This window comes from Streptococcus ferus DSM 20646 (assembly GCF_000372425.1).
Lineage (GTDB): Bacteria > Bacillota > Bacilli > Lactobacillales > Streptococcaceae > Streptococcus > Streptococcus ferus.
Genome location: NZ_AQVD01000003.1, coordinates 36269 through 61901 on the forward strand (window position 1 = coordinate 36269; position 25633 = coordinate 61901).

Below are 25633 nucleotides of genomic sequence, written 5' to 3' on the forward strand. Positions count from 1 at the left end.
GACAAATAATTATTGAAAGGATTTAGTTCTGTATTGGACAGGACTAAGTCCTTTTAATTTTGCTTTGATTCGTTTGTTGTTGTAGTAAAAAATATAATCTGTAATAGCTTCTTCAAGCTCGTCAAGTGATTGATAAGATGTCTCGAGTCCATAAAACATTTCAGATTTGAGAATACCAAAGAAAGACTCCATCATCCCATTATCTGGACTATTCCCTTTGCGGGACATGGATGGTCGAATGCCTTTGGTTTCCAAAAAGTAATGGTAAGACTGGTGCTGGTATTGCCAACCTTGATCGCTGTGGAGAATAGTCCCACTGTATAAATCTGCTGGAAAAGCCTTCGCAAGCATGGTTTGAACCTGTTTCAAGTCAGGTGACCGAGACAGGGTAAAATCAATAATCTCACTATTATAGCCGTCAAGAATAGGCGATAAGTAGAGTTTCCCTTCAGGCAAAGCAAACTCCGTCACATCGGTATAACATTTTTCATAAGGCTTAGAGCCCTCAAACTGACGTTTAATCAGATTATCAGCCTTCTTACCCACCTCCCCTTTGTAAGAAGCATACTTGCGCTTACGACGAATACGAGCCGCTAAGCCCATGACTGTCATCAAGCGCTGCACCTTTTTGTGGTTGATGAAGAAACCTCGATTTCTGAGTTCTAAATAAATCCGACGATAGCCGTAATTACCTTTATGGTAATCATAAATGGCTTGAATTTCAGCCTTAATTGCTTTGTTCTTGTCAGGTTTATCCAGTTGCTTGACTTGATAATAATAAGTTGAGCGAGGCATTTTAGCTGTCGCAAGTAGGAGGTCTAGTCGGAATCCTCCTTGGACCATGTCTCTAATTGTTTCTGCTGTTCGCGCACTAGTGTTTCGTCCCTCAAGCGAAGTTCTCTCAACTTTTTTAGGAAGGCCACCTCAGTTCGAAGACGTTCATTTTCCTCTTGAAGGCGCTCTAATTCCGTCATCTCTTCCCAGGTTTTCTTGCGTTTACGTCCCATCTTTCTCGGTCTCCCTCTTGGTTTTTCAAGAATAGTATACCCGTTTTTCTTGTATTGTGCTATCCAATTGGGAAGCATTCCTCGATTTGGCAAGGCATCATCAAGGGAAACTGAGAGTTGAGAACACCCATGAATCAAGACGTTATCCATTATTTCTTGCTTTAATTCAGGTGAATAATACCTATTTTTACCTTTTTCAACGATTTCCACGCCATATCGATCCATGAGTTTTATCATGTATGTAAGATTGGCAATAGTGACCTTGTATATCTGGCTAAGGTTGACCCACGACACGCCACTCTTTCTCAGCTCATATATTTCTAGTTTATCTTCATAACTTAATTTCATAAGAAAAACACCCCAATCGTTAGATTTTGTGTCTAACTTTTGGGGTGCAGTTCAAAAAGGCTTTGGGCCTTTTCTTTTTCTAATCAAAATCTTTCTGTAATATTTTTAATCACTCTCTAAATTGTAAGTAATATTCCTCCTGTATGATAGGTAATTATCTATAAGGAGGATTAGAAAATGTCAGAAACGACACCTTTACATCATAATAAAATTAAACTAGGAATTGCGGGAGCGGTATTGGCCACAGGGATTGCTTTGCCACTTACTGCAAAAGCTGAATCCTACACAGTGCAATCAGGCGATACCTTGTCTCAGATTGCTCTTCGCAAGGGCACAAGTGTGGATAAAATCGCCAGTCTTAATAAGATTGAAGATGTTCATTTGATTCAGGTTGGTCAGATTTTAGAGCTTGATGATCAGACTGCTGCAGCTGATTCGGGTCTGTCTAGTAATAGAGAAGCCACAAGTTCAACTGCGTCTGCTGAAGCAAATACTGCTGCTCTGCCTGAAACGACAACAACTACAGCAGCGGCTGAGCCAGTGACACAGGCGCAAACAGAGAGCACAGCTGTCAGCAGTTCTAGTGCTGAAAATTCAAGTGTTTCGGAAGCGGCGACAAGCAGCGTCAGTCAAGTGGAAACAACACAAACATCGGCTGAAACCAGCGTGACAGAAGCAGCCACTACAACAGCAAATACTGATCAGATTGCTGCAGCCAGCACCACTAGCAGCAGTGGATTGAGCGCAGAAGATGAAGCTGCCAGAGAAACAATTGCCCAAAAAGAATCTGGCGGAAGTTACACAGCTCAGAATGGTCAATATTACGGCCGTTATCAACTAACCCTATCGTATTTGAATGGTGATTTGTCACCAGAAAATCAGGATAAGGTTGCCAATGATTATGTGACCAATCGTTATGGTTCCTGGTCGGCAGCTCTGGCCTTTTGGAATGCACATGGCTGGTATTAATCTTAAGAAGTAAAATCATTAGATAAGACAGGAAATGCTTAAAACGTTCGTTTTTGAGCATTTTTTATCTGATGCCAATCATTCTGTAACAAAAGTAACAAAAAAACAAACTAAAAGTAACAATTAACCGATATGATAGGGTCTGAGACTATGAAAGGAATCTAACACTTTTTATGTATAGTAGAAGCAAACGCGCTAAACTTCATAAGCTCGCTAAAAGCCAGCTTATTCTCATACCTTTGGTTTTAGGTCTTGCAGCTTTCTTAATATTGCATTTTGGCGACAATAATGCCTATGTTACGAAGACAGCATCTAAAGTTGACGCTGATCAAGTCAGTGAAACAACAACAAGCCTTGTGACAAGTACAGTAACTAGTCAGACCACCAGTCCAGAAACAACATCAGAGGCAGCCAGTCAAGAAGTTACCGAGGCTGTCACAGGAGATACTAGCGATGCTGCAACAATGGCAAATGCCAGCACTGCAGCAGCACAAACTGGCCAGCCAGCCAGTAATACTTACAATGGCACTTTGGCAAACGGCAATACAGCTGGAGCTGAAGGTTCGGCAGCTGCAGCACAGATGGCCGCAGCGACAGGTGTTCCTCAATCAACTTGGGAATACATTATTGCTCGTGAATCAAATGGTCAAGTTAACGCCAGCAACAGTTCAGGCGCTTCGGGACTTTTCCAGACAATGCCGGGCTGGGGTTCAACCGCAACAGTTCAAGATCAGATTAATTCAGCAATTAACGCTTATAACTCTCAGGGCTTATCAGCTTGGGGAATGTAAAAATACTAGGATTTATCCTAGTATTTTTTATGTGTCATAGAGAAAACAACAGCCTCTTCTGGTGGTTAAAAAGATTGTGAAGGGTAATGCTGCGGCAGTTAGCCTCCTTAGTAAACACTAGTTCAGCGATAAATGGCATGAGTGTCTTGATGGCTAGAAAGTCGTCTAAGCCGAAGCTCTGATCAATAAAGTGGACAATGCTTGCTATGGCTGTGCCGTGGGAGGCAATAAGAATTGTGTTTCCCTGCTCTTGTTTGATGATTTCGGTTAAACGGTGGACATTACGGGCCTGCACTTCTTTTAATGATTCCCCTTGCGGTAGCTTAAAGTGAAAATCCAGCCATTGTTTTCTAACAAAGCCGTCAAAATCATCAATCCAGTGCTGACTGATTTTCCGTTCGCGAAAATCTTCTTCGAGGTGGATTGGAAGGTTGACTTCTTTGGCAAAGGGTTTGATGGTTGTAAGAGCTCTTTGATAGGGACTAGAGTAGATACAGTCTATTTCCCGTTCTCTTAAAAATTGACTGACAAGTTGACAGTCTTGTAAACCTTTAGGGCTTAAGCCTCTACTTCTGTCATCATGATTGCTGAGATCTGGTTGACAGTGTCTTGTTAAAAATACCTTGGTTTCCATAAAATTCCCTTTCATAGAACGATGTTAGACTAAGCCTATCCTACCAAATGCGAAACGGATTGGCAAGATGCTTGGCAAGCTCAAAGAATATGATATAATGTGACAAAGTGAGGAAAATGAGATATGAAAAGGGTATTGCTTGTCGATGATGAACGGAGTATTCTTGAATTGCTGGCCTTTCATTTTGAAAATGAGGGCTATCAGGTAAACTTGGCAGAAGATGGTCGTACGGCCTTAGACTTGGCTTTGGAGAAAGCCTATGATTTTATTGTTTTGGATCTTATGCTCCCTAAACTAGATGGAATTGAAGTCTGCAAGCGTATCCGCCAAGCCAACATAGAGACTCCCATCATGATGCTGACCGCTAAGGGTGACGAAATCGATAAAATATTGGGTCTGGAACTGGGAGCCGATGATTATATGACCAAGCCCTTCAGCCCAAGAGAGCTTTTGGCAAGGGTCAAGGTTATTTTGCGACGTCTGGAAAAGGCTGATAAGCAGATGGAAGATGAAGAAGTGCTGTCTTACGACTCCTTGTTGATCTACGTTGAGCGGAATGAAGTGTACAAGGAACATCACCCCATTTCGCTGACAAAGAAAGAATTTGAGCTGTTAGTTTATCTGGCGAAGAGACCTGGACGGACCCTCAGCCGCGAAAGGCTTTTAGAGATGGTTTGGGGCTTTGATTATTCAGATGAAACACGCCTGGTGGACGTTCATATCGGAAAACTCCGTGAAAAAATTGAGGATGATACGAAGCATCCTAGCTTTATCAAAACAGTCAGAGGTTTTGGCTATAAATTTGGAGGCTGATGATGTCTGAAAAAAGAAAATACCTTTTCCTTTTTTTAGTTCCTTTTCTTTTATTGGGCGCGGCAGCCTTTTATGTCCGTAATCAAAACGGCGTGACTGTTTTGGTGCTAAGTCTAGGTCTCCTTTTTTTATGTTTGCTTCATGCCTATGCCAGCTTAAGACAGGAACTGACCGATCTGAATCAGCTTTTAAAGAGACGTTTGTATCAAGATTATTCGGGGCATTACATGGGGAAAAAGGACGGCCCTGTTGGCCAAGTAGCTACAACCTTTGAGAAGCTTTCGCAACTTGCTAAAAGTAGAGAAGAAGAAGCCAGAATTGCTCAAACCAACCTTTCTCTCTTTCTTTCTAATATCACCTTAGGGGTTGTTCTTGTCAATCGGCAAAAGAAGATCAGCATTAAGAATCAAGCCTTTGCAGACTTATTTCCTGATCAGGATCTTATCCTTGGACTGTCCTTATTTCATCTGCAAGGAGGACATGCTTTGACCGTCATGGCCAACAAGGTTTTGGAAACCGGTCAGAGACAAAGTCAAGAGCTCCTTCTGGAGAGGGAATCTGAGAAGATTTTTGAGGTTTCTGCGGTACCGATTTTTGAATATAATCGGGTACAGCAGGTCCTGCTTCTTTTATATGATGTGACCAAAATCAGGCAGCTGGAGCAGATGCGGGCAGATTTTGTTGCCAACGCTTCCCATGAGCTGAGAACGCCTATTACATCTATTAGAGGTTTTTCGGAAACTTTGATTGACATGGGAGAAGAGGACCCTAAAAAACAGAAGTTTTTGGATATTATCTATCGGGAAAGTCTGCGTTTGGAGGATATTGTCAATGATATCTTGAAATTGGCCTCCGCTGAGTATTCTGATGAAAGCGGACAGTTAGAAGCCGTCGCTGTCTATCAATTAATTGAAGAAGTTAGTCAAACCTTGGCGAAAAAAATGTCCAAGAAGAGCCTCACTTGGGTTCTTGAAGGGGACAGGGCTCTAACCATTACCTGCGACTCCAAACAGCTGTCTCAAATTTTGCTCAATCTCCTCACCAATGCCATCAATTATACAGAAGCTGGCGGAGAGATAAGCGTCCAATTCTTTGAAGAGGAAGGGCGCTTGATTCTTCAAGTACAAGATACAGGTATCGGAATTCCAAAAGCTGATCAGGAGAAAATCTTTGAACGCTTTTACCGAGTTAACAAAGGGCGGAGCCGTCAGACGGGGGGAACAGGTCTTGGTTTGGCTATTGTTAAAAATATGCTGGAAAAAATGGATGGTCAGATATCTCTAACCAGTCAATTAGGTGAGGGAAGTACTTTCACCATCAGTCTTCCTAAAAAGAAACCTAAAAGCTAGTCAAGAGGCTGGCTTTTTGTCATGCCAAATCTTTACACAATCTTTACAATAATCACGAAAAAACTTTTACAATAACTTGCTAAAATGAGAGTGTAGTTAAGAGCTACATCATTTATTTTTCAAAAAAGGAAGAAAACGTTATGAAAAAATTTGCTGCAATTGCTCTTTTATCATTGACAAGCCTTAGTCTCTTTGCTTGTGGCAATAATAAAAGTTCAGGATCATCTTCATCGGACGGTAAAATCGAAGTTGTCTCCCGCGAGGATGGTTCAGGAACGCGCGGAGCCTTCACTGAGATCACCGGTATTTTAACGAAGGACGGCGATAAAGAAGTCGATAATACTTCTAAGAGTGCAATCATTCAAAACAGCACAGAAGGAGTCATCAGCGCTGTCTCCGGCAACCAAAATGCTGTAGGTTATGTTTCGCTAGGCTCTTTAAATGACAGTGTCAAAGCTGTTGAAATCGAAGGAGTTAAAGCTTCTTCAGATACCGTTTTGGATGGCAGCTACAAGCTACAGCGTCCATTTAACATTGTTTGGGGCAAGGATCTTTCTGAGATTGGTCAGGACTTTATCAGCTTCATTCACTCAACAGAAGGTCAAAAAATTGTGAGCGATAATAAATACGTTGAGGCTAAAACTGAAACGACAAGCTATTCTGCTGCTAAGCTTAAAGGAAAATTATCCGTTGTTGGGTCAACGTCTGTTACACCTTTGATGGAAAAATTAGCAGAAGCCTATAAAAAATTAAATCCAGACGTGACCATTGACATCACTTCAAATGGATCATCAGCAGGAATTACAGCTGCAGAAGAAGGAACAGCAGATATTGGTATGGTTTCTCGTGAATTGACTTCTGACGAAGGAAAAAACCTTGAGCAGGATGAAATTGCACTTGATGGTATTGCAGTTGTCGTGAACAGCAAGAACAACATCAGTAACCTAACTCTGGATCAAGTCAAAACCATCTTCACAGGAGATGTTACAGACTGGAGTAAGGTAGAGAAATAAGTATAACATTAGTCATTATGATCAGATAAGAGTCTAGGAAGTTCTTTTCTAGGCTCTTCTTGAAAGGAAAAGAGTCTTGAAGAAACAAGCATTGGTTGAAGGTCTTTTTAAATACATCTTCTTTTTGTGTGCAGCAACTTCTGTTCTTGCCATCATCGTTATTTGTATTTTTATCTTTATGAATGGCCTGCCCTTCATTGCTAATTATGGGGTTAGTAATTTCTTATTTGGAGAGAACTGGTCTCCATCAAATAATCCTGCATCGTATGGGATTTTACCCATGATTGTAGGGTCCGTTGCCATTACGATTGGAGCGATGCTTATTGGGGTCCCTACTGGTATATTTACCTCGATTTTTCTCGTTTATTTTTGTCCCGAAAAACTTTATCGTTTATTAAAACCAGCGGTTAACTTGATGGCAGCCATTCCTTCAATTGTCTATGGATTCTTCGGTTTACAGCTTCTGGTCCCATGGATTCGGACCTTTTCGGGGAATGGGCTGAGTATTCTTACAGCCTCTATCCTTTTGGGGATCATGATTTTGCCAACGATTATCAGCTTATCAGAATCTGCCATACGATCTGTCCCAGCTTCCTACTATACAGGAAGTCTGGCTCTTGGTGCCAGCCATGAGAGAAGTATTCTAAAAGTGGTTATTCCGGCAGCTAAGTCAGGGATTATCTCATCAATTATTCTTGGGATTGGCCGTGCTATCGGGGAGACCATGGCGGTTATTTTGGTTGCAGGAAATCAGCCGTTAATCCCACAGGGAATTTTTGAAGGAACCAGAACAATGACGACCAATATTGTCTTGGAGATGGCCTATGCTTCAGGGGAGCATCGTGATGCTTTGATTGCGACCGCCACTGTTCTCTTTATCTTCATTCTCTTCATCAATGCCGGTTTTGCTTACATGAAAGGAAAAACAAATGAGTAAATATATTATTAGAAGTCTTGTTTATACCTTTGCCTTTCTGACTTTCGGATCGCTTTCTCTGATCATTGGTTTTATTTTGTTTCAGGGGATTCCGAGCCTGTCTCCGTCGCTCTTTTCTTGGCATTATACCAGCGATAATGTCTCGCTGATGCCAGCCATCATCACGACCTTGATTTTAGTGGCCGGCTCTCTGTTAATTGCAGTACCTATCGGCGTTTTCTCCGGTTTCTACCTGGTCGAATATGCCCATAAAAAATCACGAGCAGTTACCTTGATTCGTCTGGCGGCGGACACCTTGTCGGGAATCCCTTCCATTGTTTTTGGTCTCTTTGGAATGCTCTTCTTCGTTACCTTTCTAGGTTTTCAGTATTCTTTGGTTTCTGGGATTCTTACCTCCGTTATTATGGTGCTGCCAGTCATCATCAGAGCAACTGAGGAGGGACTCTTATCAGTACCAGACAGTATGAGGCAGGCCAGCTTTGGTCTAGGTGCCGGCAAACTGAGAACGATTTTTAAGATTGTTCTGCCGGTTGCAACACCGGGGATATTGTCTGGAGTGATTCTGTCAATAGGGCGTATCGTCGGAGAGACAGCGGCTCTCATGTACACGCTGGGAACTTCAACGAACATGCCAACGAGTCTTTTGTCATCTGGCCGATCATTAGCTTTACACATGTATGTGCTGTCAAGCGAAGGTTTACACGTCAAAGAGGCCTATGCAACAGGTGTTATACTCATTGTGACGGTCTTGATTATCAATTTACTGTCAAGCTCATTGTCAAAACAATTTAGCAAAGGAAGAGGATAAAAAGTGGGAACATTTACAATTAAGGATATGGATCTTTACTATGGTGATTTCCAGGCACTTAAAGGCATTACGATTGATTTGCCAGCCAATCAGGTAACAGCCCTGATTGGACCGTCTGGCTGCGGCAAATCGACTTTTTTAAAGTCTCTGAACCGAATGAACGATCTTGTTCCGGGCTGTCGGATTGATGGTCAGATTCTATTGGATGGTCAGGATATTTACAGCAAGAAATTTAATCTCAACAACCTTAGAAAGAGGGTTGGTATGGTTTTCCAGCAGCCCAATCCCTTTGCCATGTCTATCTATGACAACGTCGCTTATGGTCCAAGGACACACGGCATCAAGGACAAAAAGACATTGGATGACTTGGTTGAAAAAAGCCTAAAAGGAGCTGCCATTTGGGATGAGGTCAAAGACAATCTTAAAAAGAGTGCTATGTCACTTTCAGGCGGTCAGCAGCAGCGTCTTTGCATCGCCCGTGCGCTTGCCGTAGAGCCCGATATTTTATTGATGGATGAGCCAACCTCGGCACTTGATCCTATTTCAACGCTTAAAATTGAAGATTTGGTTCGCGATTTAAAAAAGGATTACACCATCATCATCGTGACGCATAATATGCAGCAGGCTGGCCGGATTTCTGATAACACAGCTTTCTTTCTGACTGGAGAGATTTGTGAATTTGACAAGACGGAGACTATTTTTACCACCCCTAAAGATAAACGGACCGAAGATTATATCTCTGGCCGCTTTGGATAACCGTTGGAGGAATTTTACCCATCATGAGAAAAGAATTTGAGCACGAACTGAAACAACTTGAAGTCAGCTTTATTGACATGAGCCGCATGGCCTATTACAGTTTAGAAGATGCGATTTCTGCCTTTAAAAAACAAAACATTGAACTGGCCAAGTCCATTATCCTGTCGGATCAAGAGATCAACCAACAAGAAATTGATATTGAGCTAACCTGTGCCCGTCTCTTGGCCCTGCAGCAGCCGGTAGTAACAGATCTTCGCCTGGTTATTTCGATTATGAAGGCCTGCTCAGATTTGGAACGTATTGGGGATCACGCAGCCTCTATTGCCAAATCGGTTGTTAAACTGGAGCACCACCAGTCTTATGACAAGATTGAAGCAGAGATTGTAGCTATGGCAGATCTGGTTCTTGATATGTTGAAACGCTTAGTGGCAGCTTTTCAAAATCGGGATGAAAAAGAAGCGCGTGCCATCTCGCTGATTGATTCAGAGGTAGATTCTTATATGAAAGCTATTTCTAAACTCAACCTGACAGAAATGCAAGCCAATCAGGATATGATTCTGGTTGGGACACAGTACCGTTCTATTGCCCGCCATTTGGCAAGAATTGCAGACTACACAACCAATGTCTGCGAACGGATTGTTTATATTCAGACAGGTCATCTTGTCGAATTTGATTGACCATATCTAATGTAACGACTCCCCCAGTCCAAAGAGGCTGGGGTTTATCTTTTGTTGGCATTTTGTGCTATAATATGTCTTGCACTTTAGTGCTTCAAAATCGACCTTCAAATCGTTTTTTGAATTTTGAAAGACGACCTTCAAATCGTTATTTCTTGATAACATACCACTGGAAAGTAAGACTGGATTGCTGGGCAATGCTACTGGACTTTCCAACTATTTATTTGATGGGAGAAAAACTATGAGTGATAACTCTAACACACGTGTTGTTGTCGGCATGAGTGGCGGTGTTGATTCTTCGGTGACCGCTCTATTGCTGAAAGAGCAGGGCTATGATGTGGTCGGTGTCTTCATGAAAAATTGGGACGACACTGATGAATTTGGAGTCTGTACTGCGACTGAGGACTATAAGGATGTCGCTGCAGTGGCAGATCAGATTGGTATTCCTTATTATTCTGTCAACTTTGAAAAAGAATACTGGGATCGTGTTTTTGAATACTTCCTTGCTGAATACCGTGCTGGTCGAACCCCTAATCCAGATGTCATGTGCAACAAAGAAATTAAGTTCAAGGCCTTCCTTGACTATGCCATGACATTGGGCGCTGATTATGTGGCGACTGGTCATTACGCGCAAGTGTCACGTGATGAAGATGGTACAGTTCACATGCTGCGCGGCGCAGATAATGGCAAGGATCAGACCTACTTCCTTAGCCAACTATCACAGGATCAGCTGCAAAAGGTCATGTTTCCCCTTGGGCATTTGCAAAAAGCGCAAGTTCGGGAGATTGCTGAAAGAGCTGGCCTAGCGACAGCCAAAAAGAAGGATTCCACAGGCATTTGCTTTATCGGGGAAAAGAATTTTAAGGCTTTTCTCAGTCAGTACCTACCAGCTCAGCCTGGCCGTATGCTGACAGTAGATGGCAGAGATATGGGAGAGCATGCTGGACTCATGTATTATACGATTGGTCAGCGTGGCGGTCTAGGCATTGGCGGTCAGCATGGTGGGGACAACCAGCCGTGGTTCGTTGTTGGTAAAGACCTGTCTAAAAACATCCTCTATGTCGGTCAAGGTTTTTACCATGACGCACTCATGTCAACTAGCTTGACAGCTAGTCAGGTACATTTTACACATGATATGCCTAAGGAGTTTACATTGGAGTGTACTGCCAAGTTTCGCTATCGTCAACCAGATAGTCAAGTAACTGTCAAGGTAAAAGGCGATAAGGCGGAAGTGATTTTTGCAGAACCACAAAGAGCTATCACGCCAGGACAGGCTGTTGTTTTCTATGATGGACAGGAATGCTTGGGTGGTGGCTTGATTGACAACGCTTATCAAGGCGAAGAGGTTTGTCAGTATATTTAGGTTGACAAGGGTGTCAAGATCATACTAGGAGAGTTAATGATGTTTTCAAAGTTTATTTTGGTCTTTATGGCTTTTTTTGCCATCATGAATCCTATCTCAAATTTACCTGCTTATATGGCCTTGGTGGCTGATGACGATCAAAAAATTTCAAGAAAAATCGCAAGGAAGAGTCTCCTATTGGCCTTTTTCATTATCTTAACTTTTGTGATTAGTGGCCATTATATCTTTCAGCTATTTGGTATTACTGTTGATGCCCTGCGCATTGCAGGCGGTCTTTTAGTAGCCTTGATTGGGTATCACATGATTAACGGCATCCATTCACCTGCTTCAAAGAATTTACCTCAAACTAACGAGGATCCTTTGGCTGTCGCTATATCACCTCTGGCCATGCCATTATTTGCAGGCCCCGGAACTATTGCAACTGCAATTACCTTGTCTCATGGCGGTTTTACCAACCAAGTCATAACCATAGCAGCCTTTGCTCTACTTAGCCTGCTAACCTATGTCCTTTTGCTTAGTGCGCGAGAAATCTCTCAGTTTTTAGGCCAAAGCTTTATGGGTCTTGTGACTAGGATGATGGGACTTATCTTGACCACAATAGGCATTCAGATGCTTATTGCGGGTATCAAGGGAGCCTTCTCACTATCATAGAAACGGAGTTGTCTGGACATTGACTTTTTATGAAATTCTGCTAAAATAAATGTAACACTAATCATGATGGTCAAAGCTCATGAGAATTGTAGGTCTTTTTGACATACAATTTTCGAGAGTTTTGGCTATTTTTGTTGAGAAAGAGGGGCTAATGGATTTTCGGACAGTCATCAATAATCAGTCATTTGGCGTTCGTGCGACAGGCTTATTAGTCAGGGATAATCAGCTTTATCTGGTAAAATCACCAGAAGGTAAATACTATACATTAGGTGGAGCTGTTCAGGTTGGTGAGATAACCGAGCACGCTGTTAGACGGGAGATAAAGGAAGAAATTGGTATTGATGTCCAGGTAGGCCCTCTAGCTTTTGTTGTTGAAAACCAATTTGAGTTGGATGGGAACTCCTATCATCAGATTGAGTTCCAGTATCTGCTGACCCCCCTTGCTGAACCGGCCGGTCAATTGGAAGAAGGCAGCTCTGTAAGACGGTGTGAATGGGTCGCTTTTTCAGATTTAGTCAAGTTAGACCTTAATACCTCTTTTCTAAAGACAGCCTTAGCGGTATGGGACGGGCAGCTACAACACTATATGAATACAGATAAAGAAAGGAATTAATCGTGACACATACATTCGCCGAAAACTATGACATCATTGTGATTGGAGCTGGTCATGCTGGGGTTGAAGCAGCTTTGGCGGCTAGCCGGATGGGCTGCAAAACTTTGCTGGCGACCATCAGTCTTGAAATGTTGGCTTTCATGCCCTGCAACCCTTCAATTGGCGGTTCTGCCAAGGGGATTGTGGTTCGTGAGATTGATGCTCTTGGCGGTCAGATGGGCAAAAACATTGACCAGTCCTATATCCAGATGAAAATGCTTAATACTGGGAAAGGGCCGGCAGTCCGTGCCCTGCGTGCTCAGGCAGATAAGGCACTTTACGCCCGAAACATGAAGCATACGGTTGAACAGCAGGAAAACCTAACCCTTCGTCAGACCATGATTGATGATATTTTGGTGGAAGATGGGAGAGTGGTTGGGGTACAAACCGCAACCAATCAGAAGTACAGCGCCCAGGCAGTTGTGGTGACAACCGGAACAGCTTTGCGCGGCGAAATTATCTTAGGAGAATTAAAATACTCATCTGGCCCCAACAACAGTCTGGCCTCGGTGACCTTGGCGGACAATCTGCGCCGGCTGGGTCTTGAAATTGGCCGTTTTAAAACAGGAACTCCGCCGCGTATCAAGGCTAATTCCATCAATTATGAGGAAACCGAAATTCAGCCTGGGGATTCTCAGCCCAACCATTTTTCATTTTTATCTAAAGATGCCGCTTATCTTAAAGATCAGATTCCATGCTGGCTGACTTATACCAATTCAAACAGTCATGCTATTATCAACGCCAACCTCCATCGGGCACCGATGTTTTCAGGGATTGTTAAGGGGGTCGGGCCACGCTACTGTCCGTCTATTGAGGATAAGATTGTCCGTTTTGCCGATAAGGATCGCCATCAGCTTTTCTTAGAGCCTGAAGGTCGTGACATAGAAGAAGTCTATGTTCAGGGCCTTTCTACCAGCCTGCCAGAAGACGTTCAAAAAGACTTGCTCCACTCCATCAGAGGATTGGAAAAGGCGGAGATGATGCGGACGGGCTATGCGATTGAGTATGATATTGTGTTGCCGCATCAGCTTCGGGCAACTTTGGAAACCAAAGTGATTTCTGGTCTTTTTACAGCGGGTCAGACCAACGGCACTTCGGGATACGAGGAAGCTGCCGGTCAGGGAATTGTAGCTGGGATCAATGCGGCGCTTAAGATTCAGGGAAAACCAGAGCTGATTTTAAAACGCAGCGATGCCTATATCGGGGTGATGATTGATGACTTGGTCACCAAGGGCACCTTGGAACCTTATCGCCTGCTGACCAGCCGTGCGGAATACCGTCTTATCCTGCGTCATGATAATGCCGATATGCGCCTGACAGAAATCGGCCGTCAGATCGGTTTGGTGGATGATGAACGCTATCAAGCCTTTCAAATCAGAAAAAATCAGTTTGACAATGAACTCAAGCGCTTGGAGACCATTAAATTAAAACCTGTTGCTGAAACCAATGAAAAAGTGTCTGCAATGGGCTTCAAGCCTCTGACAGATGCTGTGACAGCCAAAGAATTTATGCGCCGTCCCGAAGTGACTTATCAAGACGCTGTCCGTTTTATTGGTCCTGCGGCGGAAGATTTGGATAGCAAGGTCATCGAGCTCTTAGAGACCGAAATTAAGTACGAAGGCTATATTAAAAAAGCCCTTGATCAGGTGGCTAAAATGAAGCGGATGGAAGAGAAACGAATTCCCCAAAACATGGACTGGGATGCTCTGGATTCGATTGCAACAGAAGCTCGTCAGAAATTTAAGAAAATCAACCCTGAAACCATCGGACAGGCCAGTCGGATATCGGGCGTCAATCCTGCTGACATTTCAATCCTAATGGTTTATCTGGAGGGTAAAAGAGGGGCTAAGAAAAAGTAGCTTTTGAGCCCGAAGTCTTTTGCTTCAACCCTACATTGCCCCTATATTTTAGAGGGAAAGTATGGTATAATCAAAGCTTAAGAGGTTTACTAAATGAAAAGATTTCGTTTTGCAACTAGCCATCTCATTATGATTGGGATGATCCTTTTTGGGATTTTAGCTCTAAGTATGCGTGTTTTTAAAGAATCTCCTGCTTTAATGTTTATCGTCTTTTTGACCTGCCTGGCAGTTGTCGGCCTATTTTATTATCAAAAAGAAACCTACGAGATTTCAGAATTAGAACAAATAGAGTTAGTTAATAGCCAGGCTGAAGATAATTTAGTTACTTTGCTGGACCAAATGCCCGTAGGCGTCATTCAGTTTGATCCCCAGACTGAAAAAATAGAATGGTTTAACCCCTATGCGGAATTGATTTTTGCGGATGAAAACGGGGATATTGACAGTGATTTCATCAGTGATATTATCCAGCATAAGAAAGACGGGGCGGTCGATCAGACCTTAGAAATTGAAGATAATAAATATGCTGTCGATGTAGATATGGACAGCGGTATGTTCTACTTTTTCAATATTGCAAGAGAAGATGAGACCCAGAAAGAGGTTTCGGCGCAGCAGCCAGTCATCGGCATCATCTCTATTGATAACTATGATGATATTGTCAGCTCTATGTCCGATGCGGAAGTCTCAACGATTAACAGTTTTATTGCCAACTTTATCTCAGAATTTGCCCGGAAGAGAGATCTCTTTTACCGTCGGGTCAATATGGATCGCTTCTACTTTTTCACAGATTATAGTGTTTTAGAGCGGCTCATCGACAGTAAGTTTGATATTGTCGAGCAGTTCCGCAAAGAGGCTCAGGAGCAGGAATTGGGCTTGACGCTCAGTATGGGGATTTCTTTTGGTCAGGCCCACTATAGCCAAATCGGTCAACTGGCGCAAAAGAATCTTGATTTGGCCTTGGTTCGTGGAGGAGATCAGGTTGTCATCAGAGAAAACGGGGACTCCAAAGAGACTCTCTACTTTGGCGGCGGTTCGGTTTCGACAGTCAAGCGCTCTCGAACAAGAACGAGAGCCATGATGACAGCCATATCCGATAAGATTAAAATGGCTGATCAGGTTTTTGTGGTCGGTCACAAAAATCTAGACATGGATGCCTTGGGCTCCAGTGTTGCGATGCAGGTATTCGCCAGCAATCTGATTGACGATGCCTATACTGTCTATGATCAAAACTGCATGAATCATGATATTGGACGTGCAATTGACAGTCTCCAAAAAGATTCTGCATCTCATTTATTAACCCTGTCCGAAGCCATGGGCAAGGTGACATCAGAGTCTCTCTTGGTTATGGTAGACCACTCCAAGCTTGATTTGACCCTGTCGCGAGATTTTTACGATCAATTTGCTGAAGTTATTGTGATTGACCATCATCGTCGTGCTGAGGATTATCCGAAAAATGCGGTTCTCAGCTTTATTGAGAGCGGGGCCAGCAGCGCCAGCGAATTGGTAACGGAACTTCTTCAATTTCAAAATGGCAAGCAGCGGCTGACCAAGGTTCAGGCTAGTGTCGTGATGGCGGGGATTATGCTGGATACGAAGAATTTTTCCACTCGGATTACCAGCCGAACGTTTGATGTGGCTAGCTATCTTCGGACTTTGGGCAGCGACAGTACGGAAATCCAGACAATTTCAGCCTTAGATTTTGATGAATATCGGGCTGTCAATGAACTCATTTTGCGAGGCGAGCGGGTTCTTCCAACGATCTTGCTGGCTGTGGGGGCAGATGAAAAAACATATAGCAATGTTGTGGCTAGTCAGGCCGCAGACACCCTGCTCAATATGGCGGGAATAGAGGCAAGTTTTGTCATCAGTAAAAACACTAGTGGGGAAATTGCGATTTCAGCTCGCAGCCGCAGCCGAATCAATGTTCAGCGTATTATGGAGAATCTAGGCGGCGGCGGTCACTTTAATCTGGCAGCCTGTCAGCTATCTGGAGTGACAACACAAGAGGCTCAGAGCTTATTGTTGGAGCAAATTTCTGATGAATTAAAAGAAAACGAGGAAAGTTAAGATGAAGGTTATTTTTTTAGCAGATGTTAAAGGTAAGGGGAAAAAGGGAGAAATCAAGGAAGTTCCGACAGGTTATGCTCAAAATTTTCTCCTGAAAAAGAATTTGGCAAAAGAGGCGACCAGTCAAGCTATTAGTGCTGAAAAGGGCAAGCAAAAAGCAGCCAATAAGCAAGCTGCAGAGCTGCTTGCTGAAGCTCAAGCTACCAAAGATTTACTAGACAAGGAAAGCACACGCGTTCAATTTACAGAGAAAGTGGGTCCTGACGGACGCACTTTTGGCTCCATTACAGCTAAAAAGATTTCGGAAGCCTTGGCAGAGCAATTTCAGATAAAGATTGATAAACGCCACATCAGCTTAGACCATCCGATTCGTGCCATTGGTCTGATTGAGGTGCCGGTCAAGTTACATAAAGATATTGATGCTCAGATTAAATTACAGATTAAGGAAGCCTAGACACATCATGAAAAGCAAGGAGGTGAGGACGTGTCAGATGCGCAAGAACTGAGAGTGCAGCCCCAGGATCTAGTGGCAGAACAGTCTGTTTTGGGGTCTATCTTTATTGCTCCGGATAAGCTGATTTCCGTCAGAGAATACATCGAGGCAGACGATTTTTACAAATACGCCCACCGTGTCATTTTCAAGGCTATGATTAGCCTAAGTGATAAAAACGAAGCCATTGATGCGACCACAGTCCGTGCGATTTTAGATAGTCAGGGAGACCTGCAAAATATTGGAGGTCTGTCTTATTTAGCAGAATTGGTCAGCAGCGTTCCCACCAGTGCCAATGCGGAATACTATGCTCAGATTGTCGCTGAGAAGGCTATGCTGAGGAGGATTATCAGCCGCCTGACGGAAACGGTCAACGAGGCTTACGAGGGCAGTACTGACTCAGAAGATGTTATTGCAAGAGCTGAAAAGGCACTTGTTGACATCAATGAGCACCATAACCGCAGCGGTTTTCGCCGTATCGCAGACGTCCTCGCCCTTAATTATGAAAATCTGGAAGTTCGTGCCAAACAAACCTCAGATATTACTGGTCTTGCAACGGGCTTTCGAGATCTAGATAAGATTACCACTGGTTTACACCCAGATCAGCTGATTATTCTGGCTGCTCGCCCTGCTGTCGGTAAGACAGCTTTTGTCTTGAATATTGCCCAAAATGTGGGAACGAAAATGAAGCGTCCTGTCGCTATCTTCTCCCTTGAAATGGGGGCTGAGAGTCTGGTTGATCGGATGCTGGCCGCCGAAGGCATGGTTGACTCTCATCGCCTGCGGACAGGTCAGCTAACACCTGAGGATTGGCAAAGTGTCACCTTGGCGCAAGGAAATTTGGCAGATGCTCCGATCTATATCGATGACACGCCGGGAATCAAAGTTACAGAGATCCGAGCGCGGGCTCGTAAGCTGGCTCAGGAGTTCGAAGATGGTCTGGGACTCATCGTGATTGACTACCTCCAGCTCATTACAGGAACGCGGCCGGAAAATCGTCAGCAGGAGGTCTCCGATATTTCTCGTCAGTTAAAAATACTGGCTAAGGAATTAAGAGTGCCTGTCATTGCGCTAAGTCAGCTTTCCCGGGGTGTGGAACAGCGCCAGGATAAACGGCCGGTTCTTTCTGATATTCGTGAATCTGGTTCTATTGAGCAGGATGCCGACATTGTAGCATTCTTATATCGAGATGACTATTATGAGCGCGGCGAAAAAGAGGATCCGAATCAAATAGAAAACAATACCATTGAAGTCATATTGGAAAAAAATCGGTCTGGTGCGCGTGGAACCGTGAAATTGATATTCCAAAAAGAATATAATAAATTTTCAAGCATTGCCAGCAACTATGAAGAACGATAAGAGGAGAAGCATTACATGAGTGACGCATTTGCAGATGTCGCAAAAATGAAGAAAATCAAAGAAGAAATCAAAGCCCATGAAGGACAAGAGGTGGAGCTGACGCTTGAGAATGGCCGTAAACGTGAAAAGAATAAAATTGGGCGGCTCATTGAAGTCTACCCTTCCCTTTTTATTGTGGAGTATCAAGATCAGGCTTCGGCACCTGGTGAAATTGATAATACCTATGTCGAATCCTACACTTATTCTGATATTTTAACGGAAAAGACCTTGATTCGATACTTTGACTAGTGAAACGAAGTCCAATAGGGGCGTTTTCTAAGTTGACAGACCTGTAAAGATTGTCAACTAACTGAGAAAGGTGTTCTCATTATAAAAAGTATAGGAGATGTTTATGACGCATACCCCAAATCATATTGATTACCTCGAATTCTCAGCAGGGAGTCAAGAAGGCCTGCAAGCAAACCGCCAGTTTTATGAGACGGTTTTTGGATGGTCCTACCAAGAGTGGGGAGATGAGTATGTGGATACTCAGTCCAGCGGTCTGGCGAGCGGTATTGCCCTAACTTCGGAAAAACGGGCACCTTTACCCGTCGTCTACACGGATGATTTAGAAGCCAGCCTTCAAAACATCAAGGCTGCTGGCGGCAATATTTGCCGTGATATTTTTGATTTCCCAGGTGGCCGCCGCTTTCATTTTATAGATCCGTCCGGCAATGAGCTGGCAGTCTGGTCAGATAAATAAAAAAGGCTTTACACAGCCTTTTTTCTATGTTATACTAAACTTCGTGTGAAATAACAGCAAGTAAATATAGAGCTCGTCAACAGGTGTCTTAAGATAAGTAACCTTGGCTGTTTAGGCGAAGGGCATCTGCACGAACTAGGATTTACCAAAGAGTTATTTCCTCAAACTATTTTAATTTAGAGGAGGACTGATAACATGTCACGTTATACAGGACCATCATGGAAACAATCACGTCGCCTAGGCTTGTCTCTTACAGGTACAGGTAAAGAATTAGCACGCCGTAACTACGTCCCAGGACAGCACGGACCAAACAACCGCAGCAAATTGTCTGAATACGGTTTGCAGTTAGCTGAAAAGCAAAAACTGCGTTTCACTTATGGACTTGGAGAAAAACAATTCCGTAATTTGTTCGTTCAGGCAACTAAAATTAAGGGCGGTATCCTTGGTTACAACTTTATGCTCCTTTTAGAGCGTCGTCTTGATAATGTTGTTTACCGCCTTGGATTGGCAACAACTCGTCGTCAAGCACGTCAATTTGTAAACCACGGGCACATTCTTGTTGACGGTAAACGCGTTGATATCCCTAGTTACCGTGTTGAAGTCGGCCAAGTGATCTCAGTTCGTGAAAAATCAGCTAAAGTACCTGCTATCCTTGAAGCTGTTGAAGCGACATTAGGACGTCCAGCTTTCGTATCTTTCGATGCTGAAAAACTTGAGGGGTCATTGACTCGCCTTCCAGAACGCGATGAAATCAACCCAGAAATCAATGAAGCGCTTGTCGTTGAATTCTACAACAAAATGCTTTAATTGGACACCAGTTCCAAAACAAAAAATCCACCTCATCCGGGGTGGATTTTTTAGGTCATCATTTTAAAAATGACGTCGGTAATTTGCTGGGGACTTTCCTTTTTTCCTCCTTCAATCCATCTCTGACAGACACCAAAAAGGGCATTGACCAGAAAAACAGCCCCATACTCAATCTCAGACGGAAAGAGTTTTTTCTCCTGCAGGTTATGTCGGAAGCCGCGTGACAAAGCACGGTCAGTATCTTGGATATCATTTAACATCAGGCGTTTAAACTTATTTTTGATGTAATCTTGAATGTCTCGGCTGCCGTTTCGAGATAGCAGGGCAGCAAAGAGAGGTTCCCGATTTAGAAACTCAAAGATTTCAAGAACGGCTCCTTGACTATTGTCGGTGTGCTTGTCAAAAATATATTCCAGCTGATTAAAAAGTCTTTGCTGATAGCGCTCAATCAGCTCATACTTGTCTCTGTAATGGGTATAAAAACCGCTTCGGCTGATTTTGGCTGCGGCGGCCAGCTGAGTCGTGCTGATATCGTCAAAACTTTGTTTTTCCAGCAGCTGAGCCAAGGTGGCTTCTAAGACTTGTTTGGTCTGTTCTTTTTTGGGATTCGTCATTCGTTTCATTTCCTTTGTACAAAATTATACAGACTGTCTAAAATTGGTTTTGAAAACTTGTCAAAACAGTTTCAACTTGTATAATATATTATTGTATCATATTAGACAGTGTGTGTAAAAGGAGAGAAAATGTTAGACGAAATAAAAGCCTTGCTTAAAAAGCCGATACTCTGGATTACCATGATTGGTATTGCCTTAGTACCGGCTTTATACAATGTGATTTTTTTAGGGTCTATGTGGGATCCTTATGGCAATGTTTCCAAACTGCCTGTTGCCGTCGTCAATCAGGATCGGGCCAGCAGCTACCAAGGAAACACGCTGGCTATCGGTCAAAATATGGTTGACAGTATGTCTAAAAATAAAGAGCTGGATTATCATTTTGTCAGTCAGAAAAAGGCAGAAAAGGGATTGAAATCAGGGGATTATTATATGATGATCCTGCTGCCTGATAATTTATCTGCCAAGGCCAGCTCCATTTTAAGTCAGAATCCCGAAAGATTGGAAATTACCTATCAGACTTCCAAGGGGCATAGTTTTGTAGCGTCTAAAATGGGAGAATCAGCCATGAAGTCGCTGCAGGCTTCTGTGAGCAAGAATATTTCAGAAACTTATACGGATGCTATTTTCAAGAGCATGACAGACTTAAAGAAAGGTTTGGGAAGCGCTGCTTCTGCGGGAACGACCCTTAGCAACGGTTCGCTAACGTTAGCGGCAGGAGGGCAACAATTAACGACTGGTTTAGGTGCCCTATCTAGTGGAGCGAGCACACTGACCCAAGGGGCAGGAACTTATACTGCAGGTGTAAGTACCTATACATCTGGAGTGAGTCAGCTGTCTGCTGGTTTGAACCAATTTTCACCAGGTCTTACCACCTATACAGGAGGCGTGTCGCAAGCGGCAGCAGGGACCAATCAGTTAAATCAGAACTCACAAAGTTTGGTTAATGGAGCCAGTCTCTTAAGTCAAGGATCTGGTCAAGTCTCCCAGTTGGCGACAGGAACAGCCCAATTGGAGAAGGGATTAACCGCTTTGGCGACAGCAAGCAGTCTAACCCCTGAACAGACAGAGCAAATCAACCTCCTCATACAGAACCTGCCTGCTCTGAATACGGCTATTCAGACCTATAACAGCAGTCTGGCCGCTTCAAGTACAGATGTCTCTTCTTATTTGACGGCTATAACGACAGCTGCACAAACCATTATCAATGCGGGAACACCGACAGATGGGGGGAGCACGACCACAACGACAAATACAGGTGTTTCCCCACAAGAAACAGCTCTGACGGCTGTTCAAGGGACAGCTGCTTATCAGTCCTTATCGGCAGAGGAGCAAGCTGAAATCACGAATGCTTTGGCGGCAGTCCCAACGGAAACCTCAACAACCGTAACCACTACGAACACTTCAGCAGTCAGTGCGGATGTTCTTACTCAGGCACAGGCAGTTCTTGATAATGTGGCTAGTCTTCAGACCAGCATTAGTCCCCTGCAGACAACCGCCCAGTCTAATGCTTCGGTGGTTAATCAGCTGGCCCAGTCTTCGGCTGTTTTACTGCCGGCTGCGGCCAGCAGTTTAGCGCAACTATCAGGAGGGCTTAATCAAGCAAGTACAGCCTTATCGACAACAGTTCTTCCAGCTGCTTCCCAGTTGTCAACGGGATCAAGCAGCTTCAGCCAGGCTTATGCTGGCGGTACGGCTGCATTGCTGACTGGGGTGACTGCTTACACCAATGGACTCAGCCAGATTAATAGCGGGGTCAATCAGCTGGCTTCTGAAAACAGTCGGCTTCTGACCGCTAGCAGCCAGCTTCAGACAGGAGCATCTACCTTAGATAGCCAGTCAGGCCAGTTGGTTACCGGCTCTGAAAAGCTCTCGTCAGGTGCCAGCCAGTTGGCTACGGGTGCAAATCAGTTAGCACAGGGCAGTAATGGTTTGGTAACTGGTCTGAGTCGTCTCGGTGATGGCAGCCAACAGCTGTCAACGGCACTTTCAGAGGCTGATCAAAGATTATCTGTCGTCTCAACAGATTCTCGTAATGCGCAAACTCTGTCTAATCCTGTTAAACTGAACCATACCGATAGGGATAATGTTAAAACAAATGGAGTAGGTATGGCGCCTTATATGATGTCTGCAGCCTTGATGGTTATGGCCATTTCGACGAATACCATTTTCAGAGAGTCCCTATCAGGCAAGAAGGCTAAGACCATGTCTGCTTGGATCCAGCAAAAACTGGTGGTTAATGGAAGTATCGCGGTCTTAGGGGCTACCATCCTTTACTTTAGCGTTCATCTTCTGGGCTTGCAGGCTAATTTTGAAGGAAAAACGCTTCTTCTGACACTCCTGACTAGTCTGACCTTTATGACATTGGTGACAGCTCTGGTCACTTGGGATAAGCGATTTGGCGCCTTTGCTGCTTTGATTCTCCTGCTTCTGCAGCTAGGGTCTAGTGCAGGGACTTATCCTGTCGTCTTGTCAAGCCCCATTTTTCAAAAGCTCCACACGTGGCTACCCATGAGTTATAGTGTGGCAGGACTGAGAGAGACGATCTCTCTGTCAGGCAGCATTGGACAGGACAGCCTTGTTTTAACGGCATACCTCCTTCTTTCTATGGTTCTCGGTTTCTTTATCGTGAAAAAGCAACTTGAGAATCAGGCATAGGAAAAAGCGATGTTGAAAAACACCGCTTTTTAGATGAGTCCCAAGTGCTGAAGACCTTGACGAATACCGTCTTTTAGGTGGTGCCCCGTCACATAAGATGCCGCAGCCTTGATTTCCGGCACAGCGTTGGCCATGGCAACGGGGAAATCGACGGCCTTGAGAAGAGGCAGGTCATTAAGCCCATCTCCAAAGGCATAAGTGGGAAGATCAGTAAGGTCTAGAACCTGCTTCATTTGAGCTACGCCCGTTCCTTTGTCGACCCCCAATTTGGTCACATCAATGGAATAAGGACTGTTGCGGAAAAAATGTAGTTCAGGAACTCTCTCGTGGTAAATGGCATCATGGCTTTTATCAGCAGTTCCAACCAGCAGCATATTGATGGCAGTTGTCCGGTAGAAATCGGAATCAACCTGAGGCTGAGAGCCGTCAAAATGAACGAAATGATCGGTGAGTCCTTGGCAGTTACCTGAAAGAACAATTTCAGTAGGTGTGTAGTAGGCAATTTCTTCCCCTAAATCACGAGCTGTTTTGATTAATTTTTCAATCGTTTCGGTTGCAATGGTTTCTGAAAAGACCTCTTTCCCATCACTATAAATGGCCATGCCATTCATCATCACAACCGAAGAAATCTCGGCTTGTTCTAAGACATCCCCAAGTTCGGCAATAGATCGGCCGGTTGCGATAATCGGGAGATAGCCATTTTGGCGTAGCTGATCCAAGGCGCGCTTGTTGTCAGCTGAGACTTGAGACTTATCATCCAGTAAGGTACCGTCGAGGTCAAAAAATACTAATCCTTTATATGTCATAACTTCATTTTAACATAAGGATCATTTTTTGTAAGGGGGCTTGCTTGGTCTGTCTTTATCGTGGAGCAAGAGAGCATCGTTTACACGAGAGATATAGTCGTTAAATGCAGTTATTTGTGGTAAAATAAGGAGGACTAAGGAAAAAGGATTGCTTATGAAATTACAAAAACCAAAAGGTACCCAAGATATTCTGCCGCAAGAAAGCCTTAGATGGCAGTATGTGGAACAGTTTGCGCGTGAAACGTTTCAAAAATATCATTACGGTGAAATCAGAACGCCGATGTTTGAACATTATGAGGTCATCAGCCGATCGGTTGGGGACAGTACCGATATTGTGACTAAGGAAATGTATGATTTCTACGATAAGGGGGAACGGCACATTACATTGCGTCCAGAAGGGACAGCTCCTGTTGTTCGTTCTTATGTGGAAAACAAACTCTTTGCCCCAGAAGTCCAAAAGCCTGTCAAGGTCTTTTATGTTGGCTCTATGTTTCGCTATGAGCGTCCTCAGGCCGGCCGTCTCAGAGAGTTTCATCAGCTTGGAGCGGAATGTTTTGGTTCGTCAAATCCTGCGACAGATGTTGAGACCATGGCTATGGCTTACCAGCTGTTCAGGGATTTAGGGATTAAGGATGTGACCCTGCACCTAAACAGTCTGGGAAACAGCGCCAGCAGAGCCGCTTATCGCCAGGCTTTGATTGACTACCTTACGCCTATGAAGGAAAAGCTATCCAAGGATTCTCAGCGCCGTCTGGAAGAAAACCCTTTGCGGGTGCTGGATTCTAAGGAAAAAGAGGATAAAGCGGCAGTGGAGAATGCCCCATCAATACTGGATTATCTGGATCAAGAGAGTCAGGAACATTTTGAGGCCGTTAAGGAGATGCTGGAAACCCTCAAGATTCCTTATGTGATTGATACCAATATGGTGCGCGGTCTTGATTATTACAATCACACGATTTTTGAGTTTATAACGAAGATCGATCGGTCAGAGCTGACCATCTGTGCTGGTGGGCGGTATGATGGTCTGGTGGACTATTTTGGTGGTCCTGAAACGCCAGGTTTTGGTTTTGGTCTTGGTTTAGAGCGCCTTTTGCTGATTCTTGACAAACAGGGCATTGACTTGCCAGTAGATCGAAGCTTAGATGTTTATGTGGCTGTTCTTGGAGAAGCTGCGAATGCGCCAGCTTTAGAGATTGTTCAAGCGCTCCGCCAGCAAGGCTTTTCAGCAGAGCGAGATTATCTTAACCGTAAACTAAAGGCTCAGTTTAAGTCAGCGGATGCTTTTCAGGCAAAATTACTACTGACACTGGGAGAGAGTGAAGTGGCGACAGGTCAAGCAAAACTTAAGAATAACCAGACGCGGGAAGAAATTAGTGTCAGTCTGGAAGATTTGAAGAAGGATTTTCAGGCTATAGCGGCCAACTTATTTTAATAAAGTCGAAAAATTGTCAGCTTGGTTTGATAGCAGA

Annotated in this window: 25 protein-coding genes; 21 read left to right on the forward strand and 4 right to left on the reverse strand. The window is 43.9% G+C overall.

All coding sequences use genetic code 11. The annotated features are described in order from the left end of the window. Positions 1-9 precede the first annotated feature (9 nt). Positions 10-1355, reverse strand: a protein-coding gene (locus tag A3GY_RS10075; RefSeq protein WP_169331543.1) for an IS3 family transposase whose coding sequence is annotated in 2 segments (ribosomal slippage) — positions 10-914 and positions 914-1355 — 1347 coding nt in all. Because the reading frame shifts where the segments join, the coding sequence is not laid out codon by codon here. 177 nt (positions 1356-1532) lie between these two features. Between A3GY_RS10075 and apf the strand changes: the two genes are divergently transcribed. Both apf and A3GY_RS0105605 read left to right on the forward strand, forming a co-directional pair. Further along, complete coding sequence (gene apf / locus A3GY_RS0105600) at positions 1533-2324, forward strand: aggregation-promoting factor (RefSeq protein ID WP_018030431.1); 792 nt, start codon at positions 1533-1535, stop codon at positions 2322-2324. Between the two features lie 173 nt (positions 2325-2497). After that, positions 2498-3115, forward strand: coding sequence for a transglycosylase SLT domain-containing protein (locus A3GY_RS0105605; RefSeq protein ID WP_018030432.1), 618 nt, complete (start codon positions 2498-2500; stop codon positions 3113-3115). 34 nt (positions 3116-3149) lie between these two features. Here the strand turns inward: A3GY_RS0105605 and A3GY_RS0105610 are convergent, their stop codons facing one another. Further along, entirely contained in the window at positions 3150-3749 is a 600-nt protein-coding gene (locus A3GY_RS0105610; RefSeq protein WP_018030433.1) for a histidine phosphatase family protein, read from the reverse strand. Between the two features lie 123 nt (positions 3750-3872). On the opposite strand from A3GY_RS0105610, the gene A3GY_RS0105615 reads away from it, so the two are divergent. The 17 genes from A3GY_RS0105615 (at position 3873) to rpsD (ending at position 20089) form a co-directional block, all read left to right on the forward strand. Then, a complete protein-coding gene (locus A3GY_RS0105615) occupies positions 3873-4562 on the forward strand; it encodes a response regulator transcription factor (protein WP_018030434.1) in 690 nt (229 codons plus the stop codon). 2 nt (positions 4563-4564) lie between these two features. Beyond that, a complete protein-coding gene (gene pnpS / locus A3GY_RS09710) occupies positions 4565-5911 on the forward strand; it encodes a two-component system histidine kinase PnpS (RefSeq protein WP_051048380.1) in 1347 nt (448 codons plus the stop codon). Between the two features lie 140 nt (positions 5912-6051). Next, positions 6052-6924, forward strand: a complete 873-nt coding sequence (locus tag A3GY_RS0105625) for a substrate-binding domain-containing protein (protein WP_018030436.1) — start codon at positions 6052-6054, stop codon at positions 6922-6924. 76 nt (positions 6925-7000) lie between these two features. Further along, a complete protein-coding gene (gene pstC, locus A3GY_RS0105630) occupies positions 7001-7861 on the forward strand; it encodes a phosphate ABC transporter permease subunit PstC (RefSeq protein ID WP_018030437.1) in 861 nt (286 codons plus the stop codon). Further along, entirely contained in the window at positions 7854-8669 is an 816-nt protein-coding gene (pstA, locus tag A3GY_RS0105635; RefSeq protein WP_018030438.1) for a phosphate ABC transporter permease PstA, read from the forward strand. The genes pstC and pstA overlap by 8 nt, the downstream gene beginning before the upstream one ends. A 3-nt stretch (positions 8670-8672) precedes the next feature. After that, complete coding sequence (gene pstB, locus A3GY_RS0105640) at positions 8673-9425, forward strand: phosphate ABC transporter ATP-binding protein PstB (protein WP_018030439.1); 753 nt, start codon at positions 8673-8675, stop codon at positions 9423-9425. 23 nt (positions 9426-9448) lie between these two features. Continuing rightward, positions 9449-10102: a phosphate signaling complex protein PhoU gene (gene phoU, locus A3GY_RS0105645; RefSeq protein ID WP_018030440.1), complete on the forward strand. Its 654-nt coding sequence runs from the start codon at positions 9449-9451 to the stop codon at positions 10100-10102. A gap of 241 nt (positions 10103-10343) precedes the next feature. Beyond that, on the forward strand, positions 10344-11465 hold the full coding sequence (mnmA, locus tag A3GY_RS0105650) for a tRNA 2-thiouridine(34) synthase MnmA (protein ID WP_018030441.1): 1122 nt from the start codon (positions 10344-10346) through the stop codon (positions 11463-11465). A gap of 39 nt (positions 11466-11504) precedes the next feature. Continuing rightward, a complete protein-coding gene (locus A3GY_RS0105655) occupies positions 11505-12116 on the forward strand; it encodes a MarC family protein (protein ID WP_018030442.1) in 612 nt (203 codons plus the stop codon). A gap of 151 nt (positions 12117-12267) precedes the next feature. Next, entirely contained in the window at positions 12268-12729 is a 462-nt protein-coding gene (locus tag A3GY_RS0105660) for an NUDIX hydrolase (protein ID WP_018030443.1), read from the forward strand. Between the two features lie 2 nt (positions 12730-12731). Continuing rightward, the gene (gene mnmG / locus A3GY_RS0105665) at positions 12732-14627 is read left to right on the forward strand and encodes a tRNA uridine-5-carboxymethylaminomethyl(34) synthesis enzyme MnmG (protein ID WP_018030444.1); all 1896 of its coding nucleotides are present in this window, start codon (positions 12732-12734) and stop codon (positions 14625-14627) included. A 93-nt stretch (positions 14628-14720) separates the two neighbouring features. Beyond that, positions 14721-16691 carry a DHH family phosphoesterase gene (locus tag A3GY_RS0105670; protein WP_018030445.1) on the forward strand — a complete coding sequence of 657 codons (1971 nt, stop codon included), beginning with the start codon at positions 14721-14723 and terminating at the stop codon, positions 16689-16691. A 1-nt stretch (position 16692) separates the two neighbouring features. Beyond that, positions 16693-17145: a 50S ribosomal protein L9 gene (rplI, locus tag A3GY_RS0105675; protein ID WP_018030446.1), complete on the forward strand. Its 453-nt coding sequence runs from the start codon at positions 16693-16695 to the stop codon at positions 17143-17145. Positions 17146-17175: 30 nt separating this feature from the next. Continuing rightward, positions 17176-18540, forward strand: coding sequence for a replicative DNA helicase (dnaB, locus tag A3GY_RS0105680; protein ID WP_018030447.1), 1365 nt, complete (start codon positions 17176-17178; stop codon positions 18538-18540). A gap of 15 nt (positions 18541-18555) precedes the next feature. Further along, positions 18556-18828 (forward strand): Veg family protein, encoded by a 273-nt coding sequence (locus A3GY_RS0105685; protein WP_018030448.1) that lies wholly within the window; start codon positions 18556-18558, stop codon positions 18826-18828. A 103-nt stretch (positions 18829-18931) separates the two neighbouring features. After that, positions 18932-19282, forward strand: a complete 351-nt coding sequence (locus tag A3GY_RS0105690) for a VOC family protein (protein ID WP_018030449.1) — start codon at positions 18932-18934, stop codon at positions 19280-19282. Positions 19283-19477: 195 nt separating this feature from the next. Then, positions 19478-20089, forward strand: coding sequence for a 30S ribosomal protein S4 (gene rpsD / locus A3GY_RS0105695; protein WP_018030450.1), 612 nt, complete (start codon positions 19478-19480; stop codon positions 20087-20089). 50 nt (positions 20090-20139) lie between these two features. On the opposite strand, the gene A3GY_RS0105700 is transcribed toward rpsD, so the two are convergent. Beyond that, on the reverse strand, positions 20140-20703 hold the full coding sequence (locus A3GY_RS0105700) for a TetR/AcrR family transcriptional regulator (RefSeq protein WP_018030451.1): 564 nt from the start codon (positions 20701-20703) through the stop codon (positions 20140-20142). 129 nt (positions 20704-20832) lie between these two features. Here A3GY_RS0105700 and A3GY_RS0105705 point away from each other — a divergent pair, with 129 nt between their 5' ends. Continuing rightward, positions 20833-23358: a YhgE/Pip domain-containing protein gene (locus A3GY_RS0105705; RefSeq protein WP_018030452.1), complete on the forward strand. Its 2526-nt coding sequence runs from the start codon at positions 20833-20835 to the stop codon at positions 23356-23358. A 29-nt stretch (positions 23359-23387) separates the two neighbouring features. Here A3GY_RS0105705 and A3GY_RS0105710 read toward each other — a convergent pair whose 3' ends face one another. Then, on the reverse strand, positions 23388-24164 hold the full coding sequence (locus A3GY_RS0105710) for a Cof-type HAD-IIB family hydrolase (protein WP_018030453.1): 777 nt from the start codon (positions 24162-24164) through the stop codon (positions 23388-23390). 154 nt (positions 24165-24318) lie between these two features. Here A3GY_RS0105710 and hisS point away from each other — a divergent pair, with 154 nt between their 5' ends. Next, positions 24319-25596 carry a histidine--tRNA ligase gene (gene hisS / locus A3GY_RS0105715; protein ID WP_018030454.1) on the forward strand — a complete coding sequence of 426 codons (1278 nt, stop codon included), beginning with the start codon at positions 24319-24321 and terminating at the stop codon, positions 25594-25596. Positions 25597-25633: the final 37 nt, after the last annotated feature.

Excerpts from the sequence above, each read along its gene's own strand:
- apf (WP_018030431.1), top strand. The coding sequence starts at position 1,533 with ATGTCAGAAACGACACCTTTACATCATAATAAAATTAAACTAGGAATT.
- A3GY_RS0105605 (WP_018030432.1), top strand. The coding sequence starts at position 2,498 with ATGTATAGTAGAAGCAAACGCGCTAAACTTCATAAGCTCGCTAAAAGC.
- A3GY_RS0105610 (WP_018030433.1), bottom strand. The coding sequence starts at position 3,749 with ATGGAAACCAAGGTATTTTTAACAAGACACTGTCAACCAGATCTCAGC.
- A3GY_RS0105615 (WP_018030434.1), top strand. The coding sequence starts at position 3,873 with ATGAAAAGGGTATTGCTTGTCGATGATGAACGGAGTATTCTTGAATTG.
- pnpS (WP_051048380.1), top strand. The coding sequence starts at position 4,565 with ATGTCTGAAAAAAGAAAATACCTTTTCCTTTTTTTAGTTCCTTTTCTT.
- A3GY_RS0105625 (WP_018030436.1), top strand. The coding sequence starts at position 6,052 with ATGAAAAAATTTGCTGCAATTGCTCTTTTATCATTGACAAGCCTTAGT.
- pstA (WP_018030438.1), top strand. The coding sequence starts at position 7,854 with ATGAGTAAATATATTATTAGAAGTCTTGTTTATACCTTTGCCTTTCTG.
- phoU (WP_018030440.1), top strand. The coding sequence starts at position 9,449 with ATGAGAAAAGAATTTGAGCACGAACTGAAACAACTTGAAGTCAGCTTT.
- mnmA (WP_018030441.1), top strand. The coding sequence starts at position 10,344 with ATGAGTGATAACTCTAACACACGTGTTGTTGTCGGCATGAGTGGCGGT.
- A3GY_RS0105655 (WP_018030442.1), top strand. The coding sequence starts at position 11,505 with ATGTTTTCAAAGTTTATTTTGGTCTTTATGGCTTTTTTTGCCATCATG.
- A3GY_RS0105660 (WP_018030443.1), top strand. The coding sequence starts at position 12,268 with ATGGATTTTCGGACAGTCATCAATAATCAGTCATTTGGCGTTCGTGCG.
- A3GY_RS0105670 (WP_018030445.1), top strand. The coding sequence starts at position 14,721 with ATGAAAAGATTTCGTTTTGCAACTAGCCATCTCATTATGATTGGGATG.
- rplI (WP_018030446.1), top strand. The coding sequence starts at position 16,693 with ATGAAGGTTATTTTTTTAGCAGATGTTAAAGGTAAGGGGAAAAAGGGA.
- A3GY_RS0105685 (WP_018030448.1), top strand. The coding sequence starts at position 18,556 with ATGAGTGACGCATTTGCAGATGTCGCAAAAATGAAGAAAATCAAAGAA.
- A3GY_RS0105690 (WP_018030449.1), top strand. The coding sequence starts at position 18,932 with ATGACGCATACCCCAAATCATATTGATTACCTCGAATTCTCAGCAGGG.
- rpsD (WP_018030450.1), top strand. The coding sequence starts at position 19,478 with ATGTCACGTTATACAGGACCATCATGGAAACAATCACGTCGCCTAGGC.
- A3GY_RS0105700 (WP_018030451.1), bottom strand. The coding sequence starts at position 20,703 with ATGACGAATCCCAAAAAAGAACAGACCAAACAAGTCTTAGAAGCCACC.
- A3GY_RS0105705 (WP_018030452.1), top strand. The coding sequence starts at position 20,833 with ATGTTAGACGAAATAAAAGCCTTGCTTAAAAAGCCGATACTCTGGATT.
- A3GY_RS0105710 (WP_018030453.1), bottom strand. The coding sequence starts at position 24,164 with ATGACATATAAAGGATTAGTATTTTTTGACCTCGACGGTACCTTACTG.
- hisS (WP_018030454.1), top strand. The coding sequence starts at position 24,319 with ATGAAATTACAAAAACCAAAAGGTACCCAAGATATTCTGCCGCAAGAA.